This is a genomic window from Vibrio sp. Y42_MX_L11, from assembly GCF_024181785.1.
Lineage (GTDB): Bacteria > Pseudomonadota > Gammaproteobacteria > Enterobacterales > Vibrionaceae > Vibrio > Vibrio diabolicus.
In genome coordinates this window covers 286,222-308,345 of record NZ_JAMZAP010000002.1, presented here as the reverse complement: position 1 = coordinate 308,345, position 22,124 = coordinate 286,222, and the positions used below count along the sequence as shown (strand labels likewise).

21 protein-coding genes and 1 pseudogene are annotated in these 22,124 nt (G+C 45.5%); 12 read left to right on the top strand and 10 right to left on the bottom strand.

Features of this window, described 5'->3' with window-relative positions; genetic code table 11:
- Nucleotides 1-7 precede the first annotated feature (7 nt).
- Genes arsC through NL643_RS03235 form a run of 3 tightly spaced genes read left to right on the top strand, consistent with a single transcriptional unit; the run spans nucleotide 8 to nucleotide 1,391 of the window.
- Entirely contained in the window at nucleotides 8-358 is a 351-nt protein-coding gene (arsC, locus tag NL643_RS03245; RefSeq protein WP_005380410.1) for an arsenate reductase (glutaredoxin), read from the top strand.
- Nucleotides 359-928, top strand: coding sequence for an NAD(P)H:quinone oxidoreductase (gene wrbA / locus NL643_RS03240; protein WP_253643895.1), 570 nt, complete (start codon nucleotides 359-361; stop codon nucleotides 926-928).
- 22 nt (nucleotides 929-950) lie between these two features.
- Nucleotides 951-1,391, top strand: coding sequence for a DUF2069 domain-containing protein (locus NL643_RS03235; protein WP_012841511.1), 441 nt, complete (start codon nucleotides 951-953; stop codon nucleotides 1,389-1,391).
- 140 nt (nucleotides 1,392-1,531) lie between these two features.
- Here NL643_RS03235 and NL643_RS03230 read toward each other — a convergent pair whose 3' ends face one another.
- Nucleotides 1,532-2,740 (bottom strand): DUF2066 domain-containing protein, encoded by a 1,209-nt coding sequence (locus tag NL643_RS03230; protein WP_065645522.1) that lies wholly within the window; start codon nucleotides 2,738-2,740, stop codon nucleotides 1,532-1,534.
- A 365-nt stretch (nucleotides 2,741-3,105) separates the two neighbouring features.
- On the opposite strand from NL643_RS03230, the gene NL643_RS03225 reads away from it, so the two are divergent.
- Nucleotides 3,106-4,359 (top strand): uracil-xanthine permease family protein, encoded by a 1,254-nt coding sequence (locus tag NL643_RS03225; protein ID WP_047008859.1) that lies wholly within the window; start codon nucleotides 3,106-3,108, stop codon nucleotides 4,357-4,359.
- A 121-nt stretch (nucleotides 4,360-4,480) separates the two neighbouring features.
- Here NL643_RS03225 and upp read toward each other — a convergent pair whose 3' ends face one another.
- Nucleotides 4,481-5,107, bottom strand: coding sequence for a uracil phosphoribosyltransferase (upp, locus tag NL643_RS03220; RefSeq protein ID WP_041852906.1), 627 nt, complete (start codon nucleotides 5,105-5,107; stop codon nucleotides 4,481-4,483).
- A 179-nt stretch (nucleotides 5,108-5,286) separates the two neighbouring features.
- Between upp and purM the strand changes: the two genes are divergently transcribed.
- Together purM and purN are read left to right on the top strand one after the other, a co-directional pair.
- Nucleotides 5,287-6,327, top strand: coding sequence for a phosphoribosylformylglycinamidine cyclo-ligase (gene purM, locus NL643_RS03215; protein ID WP_054867197.1), 1,041 nt, complete (start codon nucleotides 5,287-5,289; stop codon nucleotides 6,325-6,327).
- A gap of 151 nt (nucleotides 6,328-6,478) precedes the next feature.
- Nucleotides 6,479-7,135, top strand: coding sequence for a phosphoribosylglycinamide formyltransferase (gene purN, locus NL643_RS03210; RefSeq protein ID WP_253643894.1), 657 nt, complete (start codon nucleotides 6,479-6,481; stop codon nucleotides 7,133-7,135).
- A gap of 372 nt (nucleotides 7,136-7,507) precedes the next feature.
- Here the strand turns inward: purN and NL643_RS03205 are convergent, their stop codons facing one another.
- Nucleotides 7,508-8,353, bottom strand: a complete 846-nt coding sequence (locus NL643_RS03205; RefSeq protein ID WP_006741678.1) for a class II glutamine amidotransferase — start codon at nucleotides 8,351-8,353, stop codon at nucleotides 7,508-7,510.
- A 51-nt stretch (nucleotides 8,354-8,404) separates the two neighbouring features.
- Nucleotides 8,405-8,980, bottom strand: a complete 576-nt coding sequence (gene lpcA / locus NL643_RS03200) for a D-sedoheptulose 7-phosphate isomerase (RefSeq protein WP_005380392.1) — start codon at nucleotides 8,978-8,980, stop codon at nucleotides 8,405-8,407.
- A gap of 376 nt (nucleotides 8,981-9,356) precedes the next feature.
- Here lpcA and fadE point away from each other — a divergent pair, with 376 nt between their 5' ends.
- Both fadE and NL643_RS03190 read left to right on the top strand, forming a co-directional pair.
- Entirely contained in the window at nucleotides 9,357-11,801 is a 2,445-nt protein-coding gene (fadE, locus tag NL643_RS03195) for an acyl-CoA dehydrogenase FadE (protein ID WP_253643893.1), read from the top strand.
- Between the two features lie 211 nt (nucleotides 11,802-12,012).
- Entirely contained in the window at nucleotides 12,013-13,788 is a 1,776-nt protein-coding gene (locus NL643_RS03190; protein ID WP_253643892.1) for a SulP family inorganic anion transporter, read from the top strand.
- 73 nt (nucleotides 13,789-13,861) lie between these two features.
- On the opposite strand, the gene NL643_RS03185 is transcribed toward NL643_RS03190, so the two are convergent.
- From NL643_RS03185 to dnaQ, 5 genes are all read right to left on the bottom strand, one after another.
- Nucleotides 13,862-14,272 (bottom strand): GNAT family N-acetyltransferase, encoded by a 411-nt coding sequence (locus tag NL643_RS03185; protein WP_085342912.1) that lies wholly within the window; start codon nucleotides 14,270-14,272, stop codon nucleotides 13,862-13,864.
- A gap of 83 nt (nucleotides 14,273-14,355) precedes the next feature.
- Nucleotides 14,356-14,748 carry a DUF1353 domain-containing protein gene (locus NL643_RS03180; RefSeq protein ID WP_114323538.1) on the bottom strand — a complete coding sequence of 131 codons (393 nt, stop codon included), beginning with the start codon at nucleotides 14,746-14,748 and terminating at the stop codon, nucleotides 14,356-14,358.
- Between the two features lie 51 nt (nucleotides 14,749-14,799).
- Nucleotides 14,800-15,357, bottom strand: a complete 558-nt coding sequence (locus tag NL643_RS03175) for a hypothetical protein (RefSeq protein ID WP_199803513.1) — start codon at nucleotides 15,355-15,357, stop codon at nucleotides 14,800-14,802.
- Nucleotides 15,358-15,560: 203 nt separating this feature from the next.
- Nucleotides 15,561-16,811, bottom strand: coding sequence for a TIGR03503 family protein (locus NL643_RS03170; protein WP_253643891.1), 1,251 nt, complete (start codon nucleotides 16,809-16,811; stop codon nucleotides 15,561-15,563).
- 8 nt (nucleotides 16,812-16,819) lie between these two features.
- On the bottom strand, nucleotides 16,820-17,542 hold the full coding sequence (gene dnaQ / locus NL643_RS03165) for a DNA polymerase III subunit epsilon (protein WP_005380385.1): 723 nt from the start codon (nucleotides 17,540-17,542) through the stop codon (nucleotides 16,820-16,822).
- Nucleotides 17,543-17,601: 59 nt separating this feature from the next.
- Between dnaQ and rnhA the strand changes: the two genes are divergently transcribed.
- A complete protein-coding gene (gene rnhA / locus NL643_RS03160; protein WP_012841509.1) occupies nucleotides 17,602-18,066 on the top strand; it encodes a ribonuclease HI in 465 nt (154 codons plus the stop codon).
- Here rnhA and NL643_RS03155 read toward each other — a convergent pair.
- The gene (locus NL643_RS03155) at nucleotides 18,063-18,809 is read right to left on the bottom strand and encodes a class I SAM-dependent methyltransferase (RefSeq protein ID WP_253643890.1); all 747 of its coding nucleotides are present in this window, start codon (nucleotides 18,807-18,809) and stop codon (nucleotides 18,063-18,065) included. The genes rnhA and NL643_RS03155 overlap by 4 nt on opposite strands.
- A 37-nt stretch (nucleotides 18,810-18,846) precedes the next feature.
- Here NL643_RS03155 and gloB point away from each other — a divergent pair, with 37 nt between their 5' ends.
- The 3 genes and pseudogenes from gloB to NL643_RS03140 all read left to right on the top strand — a co-directional run bounded on the left by gloB (nucleotide 18,847) and on the right by NL643_RS03140 (nucleotide 22,123).
- Nucleotides 18,847-19,605, top strand: coding sequence for a hydroxyacylglutathione hydrolase (gene gloB / locus NL643_RS03150; RefSeq protein WP_048626002.1), 759 nt, complete (start codon nucleotides 18,847-18,849; stop codon nucleotides 19,603-19,605).
- 255 nt (nucleotides 19,606-19,860) lie between these two features.
- Nucleotides 19,861-21,444 (top strand): LysM peptidoglycan-binding domain-containing protein, encoded by a 1,584-nt coding sequence (locus NL643_RS03145; RefSeq protein WP_104969700.1) that lies wholly within the window; start codon nucleotides 19,861-19,863, stop codon nucleotides 21,442-21,444.
- Nucleotides 21,441-22,123: pseudogene (locus NL643_RS03140) on the top strand (YIP1 family protein). The gene NL643_RS03145 and the pseudogene NL643_RS03140 overlap by 4 nt, the downstream one beginning before the upstream one ends.
- The last annotated feature ends 1 nt before the right edge of the window (nucleotide 22,124 follow it).

The window sequence follows — 22,124 nt, the reverse complement described above, 5'->3', positions numbered from 1 at the left end:
GAAAACCATGTCAGTCGTGATTTATCACAACCCTCGTTGCTCAAAGAGCCGTCAAACACTTGAACTGCTTGAGCAAAATGGTGTTACACCGGAAGTCGTCAAATACCTAGACACACCACTTAACGTAGATGAGCTAAAAGCGCTGTACGCACAACTTGGCTTTTCATCTGTACGTGAAATGATGCGCACCAAAGAAAGCGAATACAAAGAACTTGGCCTAGGCGAAGACTCTGTTAGCGATGAGCAATTGTTCGAAGCAATGGCGAAAAATCCAAAATTATTTGAGCGTCCGGTGGTAGTTGCCAACGGCAAAGCGAAAATTGGTCGACCACCAGAGCAAGTGTTGGATATTCTATAAATGGATTGCCAGATCCTTATTTTGTATTTCAGCCGTCACGGCTCGACAAAACAACTGGCAAGACAGATAGCAAGAGGAGTCGAATCGACTCCTCAATGCCAAGCAATTTTGCGTACAGTTGAAGAATTGTCACCTCACTCACACTCCCCTTCTGATCCAATTGTTACTCTAGAGGAACTGAAAACGTGCGACGGTCTAGCGTTTGGCAGTCCCGTCTGGTTTGGCAACATGGCTGCGCCTTTAAAGCACTTCTGGGATCAGACTACATCTTTATGGGTCAGTGGTGACTTAATCGATAAGCCAGCTTGTGTCTTTACCTCTTCCTCTTCGATGCATGGTGGTCAAGAAACAACGTTACAAAGCATGATGATCCCTTTATTGCATCACGGGATGATGGTTTTGGGCATTCCTTATGCCGAACCAGAGCTACACACTACGCAGTCCGGAGGCACTCCGTATGGCGCCAGCAGTGTAGGCCATGAGGCAACCCTCAGCAGTGAAGAGATTCGTCTGGCACAACAATTAGGCAAAAGGCTGGCAACTGCAGCGTTAAAACTAAAAGTCTGTTAGTAAAATCAAGGATAGTTAATCGATGTCTGACTCTTTAGACCAAACACCACTCGGTACACAGGCTAAAACCTATCGTTACCTGGCTTTATTTGGCAACTTAGCCTTATTAGCCTGGGTCGCAATTTGGCAGCTTGCGTTGTCCCCTCACCCTCACCTTAGCAGCACAACACTTGCTATTGCTTGGTGTATTCCGCTATTACTTCCGTTGCCTGGTATTTTGGCTGGTAAGCCTTACACTCATGCTTGGGCTAACTTTGTTCTTATGCTGTATTTCTTGCATGCGCTGACCATCCTTTATGTGGATGGTGGAGAACGTTGGCTTGCGGCAGTAGAGTTGCTCCTGACTTCACTCGGTTTCGCTGGCAATATTTTGTTTGCTAGAGCGAGAGGCAAAGAGCTAGGTCTTAAGTTGAAGCGCCTCTCTCAAGTAGAAAAAGAAGAAAAAGCGAAATTCAATAAATAACGCCAATCTCAGTCAATCACTGAGCATTGGTTCGAATACGAATTTAGAAAACAAAAAGAGTCGCTATTGCGACTCTTTTTTACGCTTACCACATTGGTGTTTGATCCTTGCGCTTGACGCCTGGAAAGCTATCAATGCGATTACGATGCCGAGCGCCACTCGTAGATCAAGTCATACTGTTCTCGGACAGGCTCCACAATCATAGGCTGAGTTGGTTGCGTTTCGTCCTTTGCTTCCGCCGCGATATCCGCAGGCACTTCAGACTGCACTTTTTCTACCATAGCTGTATCTTTAGCTTCATTCATCGGAGCAATTGGCTCTGCTTCTTGAGTTAAAGCTGGGGCATCAACTTCACCCAAAGGATCTTCAAAAACCATTAATTGAGAAATAGAAGAAGCTTCTTTCTCAAAAGCTTGTTGAGATGCCAAAAGATGGATGTTGAGCGTCAGCTCATCACCTTGGACACGCTTAATTTCCGTACCCGCAACCGAATTAAGTTGTTTTAACGCATTCTCTAAACGGAAGAAGTCCGTGGCAGACGTTACATTAAGGACTTTCACCGCCAACGCTTTTGAAGATTTTCCAGATACTACCACTGCGCTCTTACTCGCGTAGTAGTCAGCGATGCCATCAACCATCTCAGCAATGGCATTGGCGCCTGATGCGGAACCGTTACGCGGAGAGCGCTGTGCTTCAACAATTCTCATTGGTGATTGATCGTATAACGTCCAGCGAATTTGTTCACCTTGAGCGCGCACAACTAAAACGGCATCCGCTGGGTAGCGCTGGCTCGCTTGGCCAATTGGCTCAATAAAGCCGCCCCAAAGATCAGAAACATTAACACCAGTTACATCATCAAAATCACCAACCGGGATCGTGATCGGCAAGCCTCTCGATTTCGCAGCACTGCGAAGTGCTACAGCGTTTGAAGAGTCGGAATGCTCCCAAGCAATATTACGATCGTATCCCTGTTCTTCCACCATCCAAACCAAAATATTGGCACGATTTGGCGACCAAGATGGCAATTGAGCTTGTGTTAAAAGCGAGCTGATTTGGTCGCTGTTAAACAACATTTTTAAGCTCGCTTTTCCATCAACCTGCCCATAGCTCAGTTGGGAAATGTAACGCGCACTTGAACCAAGTGCCTTTTTAATCACTGGATTGCTTAAAGAGGATTGAGAACCGGTCGCTCGAACAATCACATCCTGCATACCTTGTTGACGAGCCAGAGACTCACCGTCGTTCTGCTCACTGTCGATAACCACTTCGGCACGATAGATATCCACCTGAGTTAATGCATATACTGGTAGGGACAACCAACCTATCAGTAAGAGAGCTAAATAGCGCATAGTTTTTATAATCCTCTGAACAAGAACCCGAATAATAAGCAACTATCAAATCTTGAGCAAGGTAAGTACTGAGTAAATTGTCTGTATTATGACCAGCTTTGTTAACTCGGGCCTCAACCAGCGCTTCAGTGCTATTTTTTATAATAAATTCATTGCTTATTAAGCTATCTCAACAAGTTAGGCTGTCTATTTTTCATCTTCACGCAAGACTCGTAAAAGAGACCAATTTGCAAGCAACTAACTCTCAAAAATGCTATTTATGGGAAAGATTCAATCGAAAGTTTGATCCATGCAACGTTGCAAACGATTGCAGGATGATAGTATTCGCCGGATTTGTCTGCGTATCTTGAAAATAGGGAATTATTATGAAAAACGCGTTACAAGGCGCTCAAATGCTCTTTGTCGCTTTTGGTGCTTTGGTGCTTGTGCCGCTGCTAACTGGCCTTGATCCAAATGTCGCCCTCTTTGGTGCCGGTGTCGGTACTCTCCTCTTCCAATTAATGACTAAACGTTCTGTTCCCATCTTCCTTGCCTCTTCTTTTGCGTTTATTGCTCCTATTATGTTCGGTATCCAAACTTGGGGTATCGGCGCAACGATGGGCGGCTTAATGGCAGCGGGCCTGGTTTATGTGGCTCTAGGGGCGATGATCAAAGTGCGTGGTGTTGGATTTATCCATAAAATTCTCCCGCCTGTTGTCGTTGGCCCTGTGATCATGGTGATTGGTCTTGGCCTTGCTCCAACAGCAGTGAACATGGCGGTAGGTAAAACCGGTGATGGTGCTGCACAGCTTGTTAATGGTGATGCTGCGATCATCATCTCGGCGGTCTCACTGCTCACAACCATTGTACTAAGCGTGTTTGCAAAAGGCTTTTTGAAGCTCGTTCCAATTGTCGGTGGTATTCTTGCAGGTTACTCTGTTTCTCTATTCTACGGGGTGGTTGATTTCACTCCAGTAACACAAGCGGCTTGGCTAGCTATGCCAAACTTCACCGCGCCAGAGTTCAACATAAACGCAATCTTGTTCATGATTCCTGTCGCTATCGCACCTGCGGTAGAGCACGTAGGTGACATGCTTGCTATCTCAAACGTTACAGGTAAAAACTACCTGAAAAAACCTGGCCTTCATCGCACAATCGCAGGTGACGGGGTGGCAACTATCGCAGCCTCGATGGTGGGTGCTCCACCAAACACCACTTACAGTGAAGTTACAGGAGCGGTAATGCTAACCAAAGCATTTAACCCTGTGATCATGACTTGGGCTGCGATCACTGCAATCGTACTTGCATTGGTAGGTAAGCTAGGCGCGGTTCTTCAAACGATTCCAGTACCTGTCATGGGCGGTATCATGATTCTGCTGTTCGGCTCTATCGCCACAGTAGGCCTCAACACACTGATCAAGAATAACGTTGATTTACATAAGTCTCGCAACCTAGTGATCGTTGCCGTAACACTTGTATTTGGTATTGGCGGTATGGCTTTCGGTATTGGCGAGTTCAGCCTACAAGGTGTGAGCCTATGCGGTATCGTGGCAATTATTCTTAACCTTGTGCTACCAAACGATTTAGGTGAAAACCACGTTGTAGATAACGCACAAATGGAAGAAGAGAACGCGAAATAGTGCGTCTGCGCTGCTTTACTGAGTGGCGCATTTTATTCTTCTCGTATTATAGATATAAAAAAGGCTTGGTTTTCACCAAGCCTTTGTTTTTTCTGTTCAGTCGTAGTAATACATTAAAGAATTACTTAGTACCGAAGATCTTATCACCTGCATCACCTAGACCCGGTACGATGTAGCCTTTGTCATTTAGCTTCTCATCGATTGCCGCAGTGTATAGCTCCACATCTGGGTGTGCTTTTTCTAGCGCTTCAATACCTTCTGGTGCAGCAACAAGTACCAACACTTTGATTTGGTTACAACCTTTCTCTTTTAGAAGATCAATCGTAGCAATCATAGAACCACCCGTTGCAAGCATTGGGTCAACAACAAGCGCAATACGCTCATCGATGTTAGAAGCAAGCTTGTTGAAGTAAGGAACTGGCTCAAGTGTTTCTTCATCACGGTAAATACCAACAACACTGATACGTGCGCTTGGCATGTGCTCAAGAACACCGTCCATCATGCCTAGACCTGCACGTAGGATTGGTACTACGGTTACTTTTTTACCTTTAATTTGGTCTACTTCTACCGGACCGTTCCAACCATCAATGGTCACTTTTTCTGTTTCAAAGTCTGACGTTGCTTCGTAAGTAAGTAGGCTACCGACCTCAGTCGCTAACTCACGAAAACGTTTTGTGCTGATGTCACCTTCTCTCATTAGACCAATTTTATGTTTTACTAGAGGGTGCTTTACTTCAACAACTTTCATGTCCATCTCCGGCTATAGTTGGCAATATTTAAACAAACCTTCAGATTATACATGATTTTTACACGGATATCAGGATAAATCACTAAAGAAAAAAACAGACGCAAACGTTTGCTATCTATGTTTAAGCACTGTTAGAATAGCGCCGTTTTCATATCCAACTTAATACCGAGGACTTCCCTGTGAGTGGTAACAACTCTTCTCTTAGCTATAAAGACGCTGGTGTAGATATTGATGCAGGCAACGCGCTTGTGGATCGTATTAAGGGTGCGGTAAAACGTACTCGTCGCCCTGAAGTTATGGGTGGTATCGGTGGTTTTGGCGCGCTATGCGAATTGCCAACCAAATACAAACAACCTGTACTGGTTTCTGGTACTGATGGCGTAGGTACTAAGCTTCGCCTAGCACTGGATATGAACAAGCACGACACTATCGGCATCGACCTTGTTGCGATGTGTGTAAATGATCTTATCGTGCAAGGCGCAGAGCCACTGTTCTTCCTAGATTATTACGCAACAGGCAAACTAGACGTTGATACCGCAGCGGATGTTGTTTCAGGTATCGCTGAAGGGTGTGTTCAAGCAGGTTGCGCCCTAATTGGTGGCGAAACTGCGGAGATGCCTGGCATGTATGAAGGCGAAGACTACGACGTTGCTGGCTTCTGTGTTGGCGTCGTCGAAAAAGAAGACGTGATCGACGGCACGAAAGTCGCTGCTGGTGATGCACTTATCGCTGTTGGCTCAAGCGGCCCACACTCAAACGGTTACTCCCTTATCCGTAAAATCCTAGAAGTATCTGGCGCAGATAAGAACGAAGAACTAGCAGGTCGCACTATCGGTGAGCACCTACTAGAACCAACTAAGATTTACATCAAATCAGCACTTAAGATGATTGAGAAACACGACATCCATGCGATTTCTCATATCACTGGTGGTGGTTTCTGGGAAAACATCCCACGTGTTCTGCCTGAAGGCACAAAAGCAGTTATCGATGGTAACAGCTGGGAATGGCCAGTGATCTTCAAGTGGCTACAAGAGAAAGGCAACGTCGACACACACGAAATGTACCGTACGTTCAACTGTGGTGTGGGTCTAATCGTTGCACTACCTAAAGACCAAGCGGAAGCCGCGGTTGCTCTTCTTCAAGAAGAAGGTGAAAACGCATGGGTTATTGGTCAAATCGCGCAAGCTGAAGCGAACGAAGAGCAAGTTGAAATCCAATAATTTGCAAATCGAGCTCACAAGATAAAAAGAATGAGGACACTAGATGACTAGGTCCTCATTTTGCTATCTAGAACACTAAAAACCATTCTATTAGTAGGTAGTTTAGAAGCTACATAACTCCAACCTACCATACCAAGGCACTCTCGACATCATGAAAAACCATACCCTAAAAAACATTGTGGTCCTCATCTCGGGTAACGGAAGTAACCTGCAAGCTATCTTGGAAGCTTGCGAAGACAGCATGCCAAACGCACGAGTGGCAGCCGTGTTCTCTAACAAAGCCGATGCTTTTGGTTTAGAACGTGCAAAAAACTTTGATGTAGACGGTCACTTTGTCGACCCTAAAGCATTCGACTCGCGTAAAAGCTTTGATGCAGAGCTAATGAGTCAAATCGATGAGTACCAACCAGACGTGATTATTCTGGCGGGCTACATGCGTATTCTGAGCAGCGAGTTTGTTTCTCATTACATGGGTAAGATGATCAATATCCACCCTTCTCTTCTACCAAAATATCCTGGGCTACACACACACCAGAGAGCAATAGATGCTGGCGACAAAGAACATGGTACGAGTGTGCACTTTGTAACGGAAGAGCTTGATGGTGGCCCTGTCATACTGCAAGCAAAAGTTCCGGTGTTCGAAGACGATAATGCTAGTGTACTTGCAGCACGTGTGCAGGCTCAGGAGCACCGAATCTACCCTATGGTGGCTAAGTGGTTGGTAGACGAGCGGTTGATCATGAAGGATGGTAAAGCCTATTTAGATGGCGCAGAACTTGGCGCACACGGCTACGCCTCCGATGAGTAGTCCTGAATACCAAACTCCAAACACAAAAGAGCAGCCTGAGAGCTGCCTTTTGTTATTTTGAAACATATAAAACTGATTCAAGAAAACCGTAGTGAGACTAGAAACCTAAAACCCAACATTCTAAAAAATCCCATAACCACTTGAGTAACACGACACTCGGAAAGTAGATTCTGAATCTGGTTCGTTCCTCACCGTTCAGAATGACGTGGTGTTTTATGAGAAATTTCTATCAGTTACGTCTTTCCGGCAAGCCTTAGCGAGACTAGGAACCTAGAAAGTATGAGAGTTCACCAGTATACGCATTCGGTTAAAAAACGTATAAAAATAAAGCTCGCGATTAAGCGAGCTTTACGAGTTGTTCCGAATTAACCGCTATTCTAACGGCTCAGTTGGCGCCTGATTGCCCGGTTTCGCCGCTGCAAACGGCACATTCACCAGTTCAGAGGCATTGTTTTTCACAAGTTCACCTAGGTGAAACAAGCCGTATTCGCCAGGTTTCATCCGCTGCCAAGCTTCGTTACCCGTTAAAGGTTGAGTCGCGATCACAGAAACAATGTCATGTGGCGTTGTTTCTTCTTGGAAGTTAATTTCCACATCTTCATCAAGCAAAGCGGCTTTACCAAACGGTGCGCGTCTCGTGATCCAATACAAATGATTGGTGCAATACGTCATTACATACTCACCATCACTCAGAAGCATGTTAAATACACCCTTCTCTCTTAGCTCATCACAACATTTAGCAACATATAAGAATACAGATTCCATATCCTTTGGCGGCTCAGGATATCGATCTTCCATTTGCTTCAGCAACCAACAAAAGGCCAGTTCACTGTCTGTCTCACCGACAGGTCGATGTCGGCCCGTATGCAAGTCTTGGTAGCCAGAGAGCTGACCGTTGTGCGCAAACGTCCAATACCTCCCCCACAGCTCACGTGTAAAAGGGTGAGTATTTTCTAAATTAACGCCGCCACGATTCGCCTGTCGGATATGGCTAACGACAGCGCGACTTTTGATGGGATAATTTTGCACTAACTCTGCAATTTGCGACTCACAACTTGGCTTGGGATCTTTGAAAGTTCGAAAACCTTTCCCTTCGTAGAAGGTAATTCCCCATCCGTCACGGTGTGGGCCAGTTCGACCTCCACGCTGCATGAGCCCGGTAAAACTGAAACAAATATCCGTCGGAACATTAGCGCTCATACCGAGCAATTCACACATGATTTAAAAAACTCCCTAACAACACAGCTCGAAAAGGTGGCCGTGAAACGACTATTCCATCTCTTTTTCAATCAACTGAATGATGATATGAATAATCTTAATATGAATTTCCTGAATGCGGTCCGCATAACCAAAGTGTGGCACGCGGATTTCAATATCGGCAAGCCCTGCCATTTTGCCGCCATCTTTGCCTGTTAGCGCAATCGTCTTCATGCCTTTCGCTTGCGCCGCTTCAATCGCTTTCAGGATGTTACCTGAGTTACCTGAAGTCGACAGACCGAACAATACGTCACCTTTTCGGCCAACCGCTTCTACATAACGGGAAAACACGAAGTCATAACCAAAGTCATTACTCACACAAGAAAGGTGGCTTGGATCTGAAATAGCAATACCAGCATAGCCAGGACGGTTTTCTCGGTAACGGCCTGTTAACTCTTCGGCAAAGTGCATCGAATCACAGTGAGAACCACCGTTACCACATGACAGTACTTTACCATCTTGCTTGAATGAGTCAGCAATCATTTTCGCCGCTGCTTCGATTTGCGCAATGTTATGGTCATCGCTTAAAAATTTGTTGAGCACTTCAGCAGCTTCGTTTAATTCACTTCTAATCAGATCATGGTACATAAGACGTTCTCTTTATTATTTCGGCTTCAGTCAGTCCTAGATTCACTGAGCAAATTGTTCTGATACCAATTTGGTATCGGACATTTCATAAACCTGAACTCGGGTTTGATTACTCTGAGTTTACCCACAAACGAGAATTAGTGTCGATAGTGAACCAACAGATTTAGATTGGTGATGGTAATAAACTTGTCAACTTGCTCATGAAACCATCACTCAAATCGCAACTTTAGAACTTTAACTCTACTTAGATCACTTTTTATCCAATCTTATGTTTTACATTTCCTTAATATTTTGATTACACTTAAACCAACTGGTTAGACCTCTTACCTAACATACAGACGTACAACACTTATAAAGTCTGAAAAGGAAAATACATATGGACATCTTGCTCTCAATCATCACGATGACGGTCGTGCTAGGCATTACGCTCTACCACCGCATGTCTCTCGTGAAATCTATTAGTTTACTCACAGCAGCTATGTTAGCTCTCACAGTAATAGGCGCGGTTGGCGTTACTGGTTGGACGATTTACATTCTTGCTGCCGCTGTATTCGCGGTTCCTGGCGTACGTCAGTCTTTGATAAGCCGCAAAGCATTAACGCTTTTCAAGAAAGTGCTGCCAGCTATGTCTCAAACCGAAAAAGAAGCGTTAGACGCAGGTACCGTCTGGTGGGAAGCCGAGCTATTTAAAGGCAAACCAGAGTGGCAAAAGCTTCACGCAATTCAAGCACCTAAATTAAGTGCAGAAGAACAAGCCTTTTTAGACGGTCCAGTGAATGAAGTGTGTGCCATGGTGAGCGATTTCCAAGTGACTCACGAACTCGCAGACTTACCGCCAGAAGTATGGCAATACCTGAAAGATCACAAATTCTTCGCCATGATCATTAAGAAAAAGTACGGTGGTCTTGAGTTCTCAGCATACGCTCAATCACTAGTACTACAAAAACTAACGGGTGTTTCTGGCGTTCTATCGTCTACCGTTGGTGTTCCTAACTCTTTGGGCCCTGGTGAGCTACTGCAACACTACGGTACTGAAGATCAGAAAAATCATTACTTACCGCGCCTAGCTGAAGGTAAGGAAATCCCTTGTTTCGCCTTAACGAGTCCAGAAGCAGGCTCTGACGCTGGCTCTATTCCAGATTACGGTGTGGTTTGTAGAGGCGAATGGGAAGGAAAAGAAGTACTGGGTATGCGCCTGACTTGGAACAAGCGCTACATCACCCTAGCGCCAGTCGCAACGGTACTAGGCTTAGCATTTAAACTTCGCGATCCTGAAGGTTTGCTAGGCGACAAAAAAGATCTTGGCATCACTTGTGCGCTTATCCCAACTGATGTCAAAGGTGTTGAAATTGGTAACCGACACTTCCCGCTCAATGTGCCATTCCAAAATGGTCCAACGCGCGGTAAAGACATCTTTGTTCCTATCGATTTCATCATCGGTGGTGAAAAAATGGCGGGCCAAGGTTGGCGTATGCTGGTTGAGTGTTTGTCGGTTGGACGTGGTATCACACTACCTTCAAACTCAACAGGTGGTATCAAAACTGCCGCAATGGCCACAGGTGCTTACTCACGCATTCGTCGCCAGTTCAAACAGCCAATCGGTCACATGGAAGGCGTAGAAGAGCCATTGGCACGTCTTGGTGGTAATGCTTATGTGATGGATGCAGCAAGTAACTTAACCGTGGCAGGTATCGACCTAGGTGAAAAACCTTCGGTTATCTCAGCTATCGTGAAGTACCACTGTACTCATCGCGGTCAGCAAAGCATCATCGACGCAATGGACATCGTAGGCGGTAAAGGGATCTGTATGGGACCTTCTAACTTCCTAGCGCGTGGTTACCAAGGTGCACCAATCGCGGTAACGGTTGAGGGTGCAAACATCCTAACTCGTTCAATGATCATCTTTGGTCAAGGTGCGATTCGTTGTCACCCTTACGTTCTTGAAGAAATGAACGCAGCATATTCTGAGGCTGGCGATGCAGTTGAGAAGTTCGATAAAGCGCTTGCTGGTCACGTGAGCTTTACAATGAGTAACCTCGTGCGCAGTATCTGGTTTGGTTTGAGCGATGGTTTAGGTTCTTCATCACCAACCAAAGATGCAACCAAGCGTTACTACCAACAATTGAACCGTTACAGCGCAAACCTTGCTCTGCTATCGGATATCTCAATGGCAGTGCTAGGTGGCTCTTTGAAGCGTAAAGAGCGTCTATCAGCGCGTCTTGGTGACATTCTAAGCCAGCTATATTTGAGCTCTGCGACGTTGAAACGTTTTGAGCAAGATGGCCGCCCAGTCGAAGATTTACCATTAGTACACTGGGGTCTACAAGACAGTTTGAAACAAGCGGAAGTGGCGGTAGACGAATTCTTAGCAAACTTCCCGAACAAAGTGATTGGTCGTGCACTGCGCGTGTTAATCATGCCATTCGGTCGTGTACGCAAAGCGCCAAGCGATAAACTAGACAGCAAAGTGGCGCGCATTCTACAAACGCCTAGTGCAACGCGCTCACGCATTGGTCGCGGTCAGTACCTTGAACCAACCGAGCACAACGCAGCAGGTAAGATTGAGCTTGCCCTGTCAGTCATTCTTCAAGCTGAGCCAGTGTTCGACAAAGTATGTAAAGCGCAAGGCAAACGTCGTCCATTCCTACGTTTGGATATGATTGCTCAGGAAGGGCTAGAGCAAGGCTTGATCACGCAAGAAGAAGCCGACCTACTAAGAGAAGCTGAACAGCATCGTCTGGATACAATCAACGTTGACGACTTTGAGCCGGAATTGCTCGCCGCAAAGCCGCTATACCCTCAGATGGATAGCGTTGCCTAACTTTCTAATCTGAAACCATAAAACGGGAGTAACAACTCCCGTTTTTTTATAGCTACCAGAATAGCGTTCATAACACCTCACACCACGAAGAACCTCTGCGCAAGCGCAATAAAATCCACGCACTCCGAACCTTCCCCCGATTTCCAGTGATAACTAACTCACAGACGTTCCAAGCAAGCGGTGTATACTTTTAAGTAACTCACTCACATATATGGTAAATCCGTTGGCTAAAATATTATTCGCACAGTGGTTCCCTGGGCTTGTTCAGCTTAAGCATTATCAAAAAGAATGGTTTGTTAACGACTTTAGAGCCGCCTTTTCTGTTGTCGCGGTTGCCCTGCCAGTTGCCATAGCTTATGCACAGCTAACCGGTGTATCTGCAATTGTCGGTCTGTACTCGTGTGTACTGCCAATGTTGGTATACGCCATGATGGGCACATCTCGACAACTCATTGTCGGACCCGATGCAGCAACCTGTGCAGTGATTGCCGCCGTTGTTACGCCGCTTGCCGCGGGTGATCCTACAAAGCATTGGCAGTTAGTCATGACCATGACAGCGATGACTGGTATTTGGTGTGTACTGGCCAGTCGTTTCAAGTTAGGGGTGTTTGCAGACTTCCTTTCTCGCCCGATTCTTTTGGGTCTACTCAACGGTGTCGCTCTCACAATTATCGTTGGTCAGTTTGCCAAAGTGGTCGGTTTGAAATACGAACAACGTTATTTGCTGGAACGCTTATGGGAGGCTCCACAACGATTAACCGAGCTTCATTGGCCTACCGTAACTCTGAGTATCGTGACGGTTGTCGTTTATTTACTCACCAAACGCTACCGACCAACTTGGCCTGCTGCCATGCTGGCGATACTCGTGACTACCGCGTCAGTTTGGTTTTTCCATTTAAAAGAGATGGGCGTATCCGTAGTTGGGCTCACTCAAGGTGGTTTCCCTCAGTTTCAAACGCCGGAGTTTGAGCTAGGTGAAGTTCGTGAGCTAGTGGTCCCGGCGCTCAACCTTGCGATTGTCAGCTTTGTTAGCATGATGCTCACCGCGCGCAGTTTCGCCGCTAAAAACGGTTATGATATTGATGCAAATAAAGAGTTTCAGGCGTTGGGCTTTGCCAACATTGCCTCAGCGTTTTCGCAAGGTTTCGCGATAAGCGGCGCTGACTCACGCACAGCGGTAAATGATGCAAATGGCGGTAAATCTCAATTAGTTTCGATTGTCGCCGCAATCACCATTGCCATTATTGCGGTATTTATTTATGAGCCTTTACAGTTTATTCCCATCGCATCACTTGGTGTCGTGTTGATCATCGCATCCCTGTCGCTGCTCGATCTCAAAGCCATTTGGAAATTAAAATCTCGTGACAAAGATGCGTTCTATCTAGCAATCATCACTTTTATTTCTGTTTTGATCGTAGGCGTAATACCGGGGATCACTTTGGCGGTACTGCTAGGGCTGTTTCAATTTTTACGTATTGTCATGCGACCGAGTGATCAGCTACTTGGCTTGGATGAAAAAGGCACCATTCGGACCATCGACGACTCAGGAAAAGCTTCGCCTATTCCTGGAATGGTGATTTACCGCTTTAACTCGCCGCTGACTTACTTCAACGCACCTTACTTTAAACGCCGAGTGTTAGAGCAAGTAGAACATCACAAAGACGCAAGTTGCGTTGTCATCGACGCCGTATCGAGCTTTACTCACTTAGATCTCAGTGTGATGGCAACACTGACAGATATTCACAATACTTTAAAAAAGAGAGGCGTACGCTTAATCCTCGCAGGAAGGAAACGACGCTTACGTCAATGGTGTGAGCTTACTGGTATCAGCACCAGTGAAGGAGGCATCTTACTGCGAGCCGATATGTACCTTGCCATTAAACTTAGTGGCTGTTACATCAGTGCTGTGGGTGAGGGACAAATTCCTACTGTTCAAAAAGAGCCTGATTTAGAGCAGCCACCCAAACCAATTCCAGAAGTGGCTTAAATGGAAATTTAATATAGAAAACAGGAGATTAAACTCCTGTTTTCAAGTGCTTATCTTCACAGCTGAATACGTATTACGCCTTCGGCTTAAACTTTTTTGTCATCCCTTGGCTTTTAGGAGCCACCAGCCTATAACCAAGCTTTTCGTAAAAGACCGGCTCATCAGCAATCATAGAAACGTAAGAGCCTTCAAGTGCAACAGAAGAAAGATAACCGTCGATGTATTCCATGACTTTTCTACCTAAACCGTTACCTTGATAATCAGAATCAACGGCAACGTCGACAATTTCGAAGTTACACGCCCCGTCACCAACAATCCGGCCCATTGCAATGAGCTTTCCTTCATCCCGGACAGATACGCCATACAACGAATTGGGTAGACCAATTTCAGCAGCTTTCAACGATTTGGGTGATAGCCCGGCTTTGACGCGCATATCACAGTATTCTTTCGGGCTTGGCACATGCTCTTCATATCTTATTGTCATTATGTACGACTCCTTTGTATCACCTTGGAGCTTACATAACCAAACTGTATAAATAAACAGTTAAAATTGGAAAGATGTTCCCATTAAGCACACAAAGTGTCGGGTCTGGAAAAGAAGCCACCGACAACTCTGACGCCATAATAGATATAAGTCGCTCTGAAGCTAGACATTCCTTTTTCTAAACATGTTTCTCTCAGCAACATATCCGCATGCTTTCGAGCACTTTGTGGCAACACCTCTTCCCTCATGAGTTGGTAAAGAGCATCATGAACTAAAGAAGCTTTCATAATGTTTTTTGTGTCTAATGCTGGCCCACTCGCTCCATCCCATGCATAGCCCTTTTTAATCGTTAACACGCCTTGTTTGGACAAACTAAGAAAAGGGCTGTCATACACCTGACTCACTGAAATGCGAGTCTCAATCTTTTCTTCAGAGTGGAGAGTGTATTTGTACTTCTGACGCTTTTTGTATTTCATAACCTAACCGCCTAGCTAACTTCAGTGGGAGGGACGGAGATGACTCTCAAATTAGAGTTTCTCAGAGAGTTTTTTCAAGTAGGACTTAGCAAGCTCATGGTTATCTCTACTCAACCACTTAATACAATCAAAGAGTTCCCAGATCAGGCCTTGATCACCACTGGTATAAACTGGGAAATCTTCATGCTTTGGCGCAGGTTCATCAGTAACCATGCCCGCAATCACATCAGCTTTATCAAATAAAGTCTTAAATGGCTTAGAAAGTTTGAAGGGCTCACAGAGATCTAAACAATGAATCTCTGCACTGGTTAGGTCATTAAAAATGTATTTTTTGAAACACGCATTTTCGTTGTGCTCTCCCTCAAGTCGATAAAAAATGTCTTTATTTGCTTCAAAGTGGGTAAAGCAAGGCTCTGAGGCTTTATGGAAGTTGTTTTGAGTAAAGACAACAACATCAGCGTCCGAAATACGGTCACCTTTTCCTGATGACAATGAACCAAGCAATACCGCAGCAACAACGTCTTTTTCAGAATAAAAGGCATCATAAGCAGACTCAACCAAGGCCTTTTGTCGTGGTAAATGCTCTAGTTCTAACGCTCCAATTGTCATAACTCACTCCGTCGATACGCACTAAAATCAAGTCGAAACGTAAAGAGTATCACGCGAGCTTTATTATGATTAATCAACGTTAAATCATGGTGTTACTTTAAAATAAAATGATTAATGACCATGAGAAACATCAAATTCTGTCTCAAACTTAAACTGAAAAAAACGGAGCCGATTGGCTCCGTTTCTAGGTTTACGTGTTACTACTATTTCTTTGGCACTTCTAACTGCATCTCTGGCATGGCATCGCGCTTCGCTTTAATTTTGCGCCAGACTATCCATGCAATGATCACAATCAGCAGCATTATCACGTTACCCACCGCGATAATAATCATGCTGCGCTTACGCTCAGCCTCCCGCTCAGCGATAATTTGCTTTTCCATTTCAATACGGCGCTGCTCGGCTAATTCAGCTTCTTTTGCAATTCGAGCGGCTTCTAGATCAACGTCATCAACAACACTGAAAGTTTGCTCTGGAATAGGAAACACCAGTGGACGTTGCGTCGCAAAATCAGTGGCAAAGATCTCGCCGCGCCATGCGTATTTACCAAGCTCAGCGTCGTTATTGAGGTTCAGCGTGGTTCTCATTCCATCTTTAGAAACCTGGCCTTGGCTGTAGCTAACAAAGCCATCGGGTGCATCTTGTTCCACCGTGACTGCGATTGAGCCTGGCGCGATCATACCTTGCTCACCACTCACCACCAATTGGTGTGGTTTGTCAGGATTGCGCGCCTGAATAAAAGTACGAGAAATAGGGTTCGGATAAACTAAGATGACTTGCTCTTGCGCTCGTAAGAATACGCCATTACCAGAGGTGATTCGCGCACGGTACTTACCGGGCTCAACATCTATTGGTAGTTGGACAGTGAACACACCATCCCCTGCTTTTTCATCCAAGCCGCGGCCATCATCAGCAAACTCACCCACAACCATCGGCACTGGACGTGCTTCTTTGATCAACTCATCTTCATTTTCGACAAACTTGGTAAATGTCACGCGTAGATTCACGCGGTCAAGGAAGTCGCGCAGTACAAAAGGTTTGTCGTCGGAGGTTAGGCGAGCTGTAAATTTAAGCGCTTCCCCATTATATAACCGGTTTGGGAACACATCCGTGCTGAGCTTTAAGTGAGAAATTAAGCGGATGTTATTTTTAGGAGTGACTTTCCCCACAGCCTGCCATGGGCCTGGCATAGGGTTGTCAACGGAGATAATATCGAGTGAAGCTTCTTGGTACCAACGTACATTGTCGTAGGCGTCCCAAGCATAGTACTTTTTACCGTCAGGGCGGACTAAAACAACTGGCTGAGAACTTTGCTCACGATAAACTAAAAAAGTGATCTGCTCGATGGTTGGATCCACTCGAAAGCGATTGTCTAACAAAGACATAGCAGATTCACTCGATGCACTCGAGAGACTACTCCATATCGCTAAAAACGCGACCAACAAAGCCCTCAGCATAGCTTCTCCTATTGATGCCAAATACAGTCGTTCACCAACTCTAATCTTTTTTGGTGAGCTTCTAGTTCATCGGCACTTGCGCGCAAAACCTTTAGCGCTTTTCTTCCTTCAATACGACGAATGGTTTCTACCCCACCCTCTTGTTTATTCGCGTTAAATTCTAGACTCGTTTGACCACCCGTCATAAAGAGGTAAACGTCGGCTAGAATCTCCGCATCGAGCAAAGCTCCGTGGAGTGTACGGTGCGAGTTATCAATACCGTAGCGTTCACATAAGATATCAAGGTTGTTTCGCTTGCCAGGGAAGATTTTCTTCGCCATAGCAAGGGTATCGGTCACCTTGCAGTAGTCGTCCGTTTTGCCGATGTTGGGATCGAGCATGCCAAACTCGTAATCCATAAAGCCCGTATCGAAGGGTGCGTTGTGGGCAACAAGTTCTGCGCCTTTAATAAACTCAAGAAACTCTTGGTGCACGCTCGCGTATTCCGGTTTATCAACCAAGAATTCATCCGTAATACCGTGAACTTCAACCGCTTCTGGTTGGATTTCACGATCGGGTTTTAAATAAACGTGGAAGTGACGACCAGTCAGCTTACGGTTGATGATCTCCACGGCACCGATTTCAATAATGCGGTGCCCCATGTAGTGAGGACCACCCTCGCGGTTCATACCTGTGGTTTCGGTATCGAGAACGACAATGCGGTTATATTCAGAATTGCTGCTGGTATTCATAAGGTTATGTATGTCAGACTATGCTTTATTAAATGTTTCGGCTAATAGTACCAAAAAATATGACCAAACACGTTGAGATTTTCACTGACGGTTCTTGTTTAGGTAACCCAGGACCAGGTGGTTACGGCATTGTATTGCGTTACAAAGACGTAGAAAAGACGCTTTCCAAAGGCTACACGTTAACCACCAACAACCGTATGGAAATGTTGGCGGCTGTCGTCGCGCTGCAGACGTTAAAACAACCTTGCAAAGTCACTTTAACGACTGACAGCCAATATGTGCGCCAAGGTATTACTCAGTGGATCCATAACTGGAAGAAGCGTGGCTGGAAAACAGCGGATAAAAAACCCGTGAAGAATGCCGATCTATGGCAAGCTCTAGACAAAGAAACTGCACGCCATCAAGTTGAATGGCACTGGGTAAAAGGCCACGCTGGTCATCGTGAGAATGAAATTTGTGATGAGCTAGCCCGTACCGCCGCAGAAAACCCAACCGAGGAAGATACTGGTTACCAACCCTCTTAACGAGATTCTTTCCTCATAGTATTGCCCTCTCGATTCATCACCCCTAGTGGTGTGAGCTTTTTCTTCAAACGCCAATGCGGTTTGATAGGCTTGAGAGGGTATGTTCGTTTCCGTGCCACAATGTAATACAAACTCCCTGCAGGTGACGCCCAATCACCGAGACTGTTTTCCAACCATGTCCACATCGTACGGTAACGCTTCATCGGAAACAGCGCGTAACGATCGCAATGAATCACTTGATAATTAAGTAACCCTAACCAGTCGTTGATGCGGTTCGACGTAAACATTCGTCCACTCCAAGGCAAATTATGTTTACGCCATGGAAGCAAACTCGCTAATCCAGTCAAACTTAGTGGGTTAAATCCAGTGATTATCAAATAACCATCATCCATCATCACTCTATCGACTTCCCGTAGCAAACGGTGTGGATCGCTTGCATAGTCGAGCTGATGAGCGAGTATCACAACATCAAAGCTTTTTTCCAAAAAGGGCAATTCGTAACCATCTGCAATCACATTATGCAACGGGTTCTGGATATCTACGTTGACTTGGTGTTGAATGTTACAATTACAGCTGGTTAGCTCACAGCTCAACCCGCCCTGTTTGAGCATATGGTAACCGAAGAGTTTCGGACACCATTCATCAAGTCGGGTCTGGATTGACTCAAGCACCCACGGACCGTTGTTCATTGCTGACCAAGTCGACGGGTGTGGTATAGTTTTGTTGCTGAGTGCTGGTTTCATTAACCACCTGACTAAAATGGGTGACGGAGAACGAATCGTGTTAGAGATCAAAAGCATACCCGCATTTAATGATAATTACATCTGGCTGATACAAAATAGCGATAAGCGTTGCGCAGTCGTTGATCCGGGCGATGCGAAGCCAGTGTTAGAATACTTGCAGGCTAACGAATTAACTTTAGAAGCGATTTTAATTACGCACCACCACAACGATCACATTGGTGGCGTTCCAGACTTAGTGCGTGCCTTTCCTGAAGTCGCCGTTGTAGGCCCGAAATCTGAGCCAATTCCAACCCTAACCACCCCCATGGAAGAAGGCGACAAACTGGAGTTATTTGGCGAAATCTTTTTGGTGCTGGGTTTACCAGGCCATACTTTGGGCCATATCGGTTACGTTGGAGACGGAAAACTGTTTTGCGGTGACGTGCTGTTTTCCGCAGGCTGCGGTCGTATTTTTGAAGGTACGTCAGAGCAAATGTTTGAGTCACTTAACAAACTAACGTCTCTACCAGAAGAAACTCAAGTCTTCTGCGCGCATGAATACACCGCGAGTAACGTGGCGTTTGCTTTAGCGGTTGAGCCTGATAATGAGCAGCTCCGTCAATATCGCGATGATGTAAACCGACTGAGAGCCCTAAACATTCCGACACTTCCAACAACAATACGCAAAGAAAAGTGGATTAATCCGTTCTTGCGAACCACCAATCCTGACGTGGTTCAATCTGTTGCTAGTCGCATTAAAAATAGCGATCCATGCTCGGTTTTTACGGCTTTGCGTGAGTGGAAGAACGAATTTTAACCATTTTCTGCTTGTAAGTTTGCAAGACCCCAGTATTATCAGGGGCTGATTTTTCGAGAAGCGCCACTGGCGCTTCTCTTACGTTTGGGGTTGATATAAATCTATTTGAATTTCTCCCCATTGCATAATTTAGAAGCTCTTTGCCTCTATTAATTAGTTAGTGTTTAAAAGATGTCTATTATCTTGCGACTGCCACGCACATTGTGTTGCGCGACAGGCAGGTGAAGATAAAAAGGCCCTAAATAGGCTGAATCCATGCGTTTGAAGTATACCTGGGCGTTGGCGTTGTTATTATCTGGCTGTCAATTGACTCAGTCAGACTCAACGTCTTCTACACCAGAAACCAATAAATCTGAGCAGACTGCAAAACAAAATGCAGCGAAGGCTCAACCGGGCAACACATCGTCTTTAGCAAAAAAATCCGCTAACGACGCGCCTAAAGTTCTTTCCCCTCAGGAACAAGAAGATGTATGGCAACGTATCGCCATGCAACTTGAAATGGATATCCCAAACCATAAGAAAGTGGACTACTACCGTACGTGGTATCTAAAGCACCCGAATCACCTTTACACGGTGTCTAAGCGTGCGACTCCTTTTCTATACATGATCACAAAACGTATCGAAGAGCGTGGACTTCCAATGGAGCTTGCTTTGCTTCCGGTGGTGGAAAGCTCATTCGATGCCTTTGCATACTCACACGGTAGTGCAGCTGGATTGTGGCAATTTGTCCCTGGCACCGGAAAGATGATGGGACTAGAGCAAAACTACTGGTATGACGGTCGCCGAGATGTGGCAGCAGCAACGGATGCCGCACTGGACTACCTTGTACAACTAAACGAGCGTTTTGATGGTAGCTGGGAGCATGCAATTGCTGCTTACAACAGTGGTGGTGGCCGTGTTTCTAGCGCAATTCGTAAGAATAAAAAGCTCGGTAAACCTATCGATTTCTTCTCATTGGACTTACCAAAAGAGACCAGCAGTTACGTACCTAAGCTGCTAGCCTTGGCTGACGTCATCGCAAACCAAGACAAGTACGGGCTTAATATTCCTGCGATTCCAAACAAGCCTGTTCTAACGCTTGTCGATCCGAAAGAACAGCTTGATCTAGCCATTGCTGCAGATTATGCCGGCATTGGTGTGAAAGAGTTACAAAGTTACAACCCTGCATACAACCAATGGTCAACTGCGCCTGAAGGTCCGCACCAACTTTTGATTCCGGTAGAGAAAAAAGAGACTTTTCTCACTAAGGTGGAGAAAAACCGTGGTAAAGGGATGAAGGTCGCTCGCTACAAGGTGAAGTCTGGTGACTCTTTAAGTGTGCTAGCTAATAAATACGGCACAACCACAAAAGTGATTCGACGTGCAAACGGCCTGTCGAATAACAATATTCGTATTGGCCAATACCTACTGATTCCGACGTCAACAAAAGACGATGCGAAATACGCACTAACGGCACAAAATCGATTAAGCAAGACTCAATCACGTGCTCGTGGACAACTCAAGCTCACTCATGTCGTTCAGTCTGGAGAAAGTTTGTGGTCAATCGCACGTGAAAATAAAGTGTCGTATAAATCGTTAGCAAAATGGAATGGCATGGGCCCTAAAGATCCATTGCGCGTTGGTCAAAAGCTCGTGATTTGGAAGGACTCAGACAAAGGTGCTGTGATTCGTACCGTTTTCTACAACGTTCGCTCTGGTGACACCATTAGCGGCATTGCAAGCAAGTTCAAAGTAAAAACGAACGACATCGTGAAATGGAACTCGCTACACAAGAAAAAATACTTACAACCAGGTCAAAAACTTAAGTTGTACGTTGACGTAACGAAGGTAAGTGTATGAACCCATCAAGCAACCCACTTGTGATGCTGTTGGACATTTTTCGTTCTCCAACATCTTGCTTTCTAGCGCTTTACCAACGCGGCGGATGGGGATGGCAACCGTTCATCTTCTTGATGCTTAGTCCGTTTTTATTCTGGGGCGCTTACTTTTCGAATGTCGATTTCACGTGGCTTAGTGACCAACTAGCCGCGCAGTTTCAACAAATCGACCCAAAGCAGATTGAGCTATTAGAGCCAAACACGCTAATGGCAAGTGCGATCATCAATGATGTATTCAACCGCTTTGCCACCTTACTGTTGCTTGCGCTTTGGTTCTTTCTTGCAACGAAGGCAAGCAACAATATGGTTACTGGAAGTGGTTTGCCGCGTCGTGTGCAATCTTATTCCCAGCAGTATTGGGCGATATCGCAAGCTACGCGAGTCTGTTACTCAAGCATGGTCAGGTGATGACTTACGCAGCAGATTTAAACAGCCTCAATGGTCTATTAAAACTGCCGCTTACCAGCGAGTGGTCGCATTTTGCCAGCTCACTACCACTACTGCTGCCTTGGTATATTGTATTGGGCTACGGTGTTGTGCTTACTTGGACTGAGTTTGAACGTGGGCAAGCCTTGGTGATTGCAAGCCTGCCATGGGTATTCTTCTACGTTATTTGGGCGCTTTATATTGTAGTGACCTAAG

Coding starts and splice junctions, on each gene's coding strand:
- arsC (WP_005380410.1), top strand. CDS start 8: ATGTCAGTCGTGATTTATCACAACCCTCGTTGCTCAAAGAGCCGTCAA.
- wrbA (WP_253643895.1), top strand. CDS start 359: ATGGATTGCCAGATCCTTATTTTGTATTTCAGCCGTCACGGCTCGACA.
- NL643_RS03235 (WP_012841511.1), top strand. CDS start 951: ATGTCTGACTCTTTAGACCAAACACCACTCGGTACACAGGCTAAAACC.
- NL643_RS03230 (WP_065645522.1), bottom strand. CDS start 2,740: ATGCGCTATTTAGCTCTCTTACTGATAGGTTGGTTGTCCCTACCAGTA.
- NL643_RS03225 (WP_047008859.1), top strand. CDS start 3,106: ATGAAAAACGCGTTACAAGGCGCTCAAATGCTCTTTGTCGCTTTTGGT.
- upp (WP_041852906.1), bottom strand. CDS start 5,107: ATGAAAGTTGTTGAAGTAAAGCACCCTCTAGTAAAACATAAAATTGGT.
- purN (WP_253643894.1), top strand. CDS start 6,479: ATGAAAAACCATACCCTAAAAAACATTGTGGTCCTCATCTCGGGTAAC.
- NL643_RS03205 (WP_006741678.1), bottom strand. CDS start 8,353: ATGTGTGAATTGCTCGGTATGAGCGCTAATGTTCCGACGGATATTTGT.
- lpcA (WP_005380392.1), bottom strand. CDS start 8,980: ATGTACCATGATCTGATTAGAAGTGAATTAAACGAAGCTGCTGAAGTG.
- fadE (WP_253643893.1), top strand. CDS start 9,357: ATGGACATCTTGCTCTCAATCATCACGATGACGGTCGTGCTAGGCATT.
- NL643_RS03190 (WP_253643892.1), top strand. CDS start 12,013: ATGGTAAATCCGTTGGCTAAAATATTATTCGCACAGTGGTTCCCTGGG.
- NL643_RS03185 (WP_085342912.1), bottom strand. CDS start 14,272: ATGACAATAAGATATGAAGAGCATGTGCCAAGCCCGAAAGAATACTGT.
- NL643_RS03180 (WP_114323538.1), bottom strand. CDS start 14,748: ATGAAATACAAAAAGCGTCAGAAGTACAAATACACTCTCCACTCTGAA.
- NL643_RS03175 (WP_199803513.1), bottom strand. CDS start 15,357: ATGACAATTGGAGCGTTAGAACTAGAGCATTTACCACGACAAAAGGCC.
- NL643_RS03170 (WP_253643891.1), bottom strand. CDS start 16,811: ATGCTGAGGGCTTTGTTGGTCGCGTTTTTAGCGATATGGAGTAGTCTC.
- dnaQ (WP_005380385.1), bottom strand. CDS start 17,542: ATGAATACCAGCAGCAATTCTGAATATAACCGCATTGTCGTTCTCGAT.
- rnhA (WP_012841509.1), top strand. CDS start 17,602: ATGACCAAACACGTTGAGATTTTCACTGACGGTTCTTGTTTAGGTAAC.
- NL643_RS03155 (WP_253643890.1), bottom strand. CDS start 18,809: ATGAAACCAGCACTCAGCAACAAAACTATACCACACCCGTCGACTTGG.
- NL643_RS03145 (WP_104969700.1), top strand. CDS start 19,861: ATGCGTTTGAAGTATACCTGGGCGTTGGCGTTGTTATTATCTGGCTGT.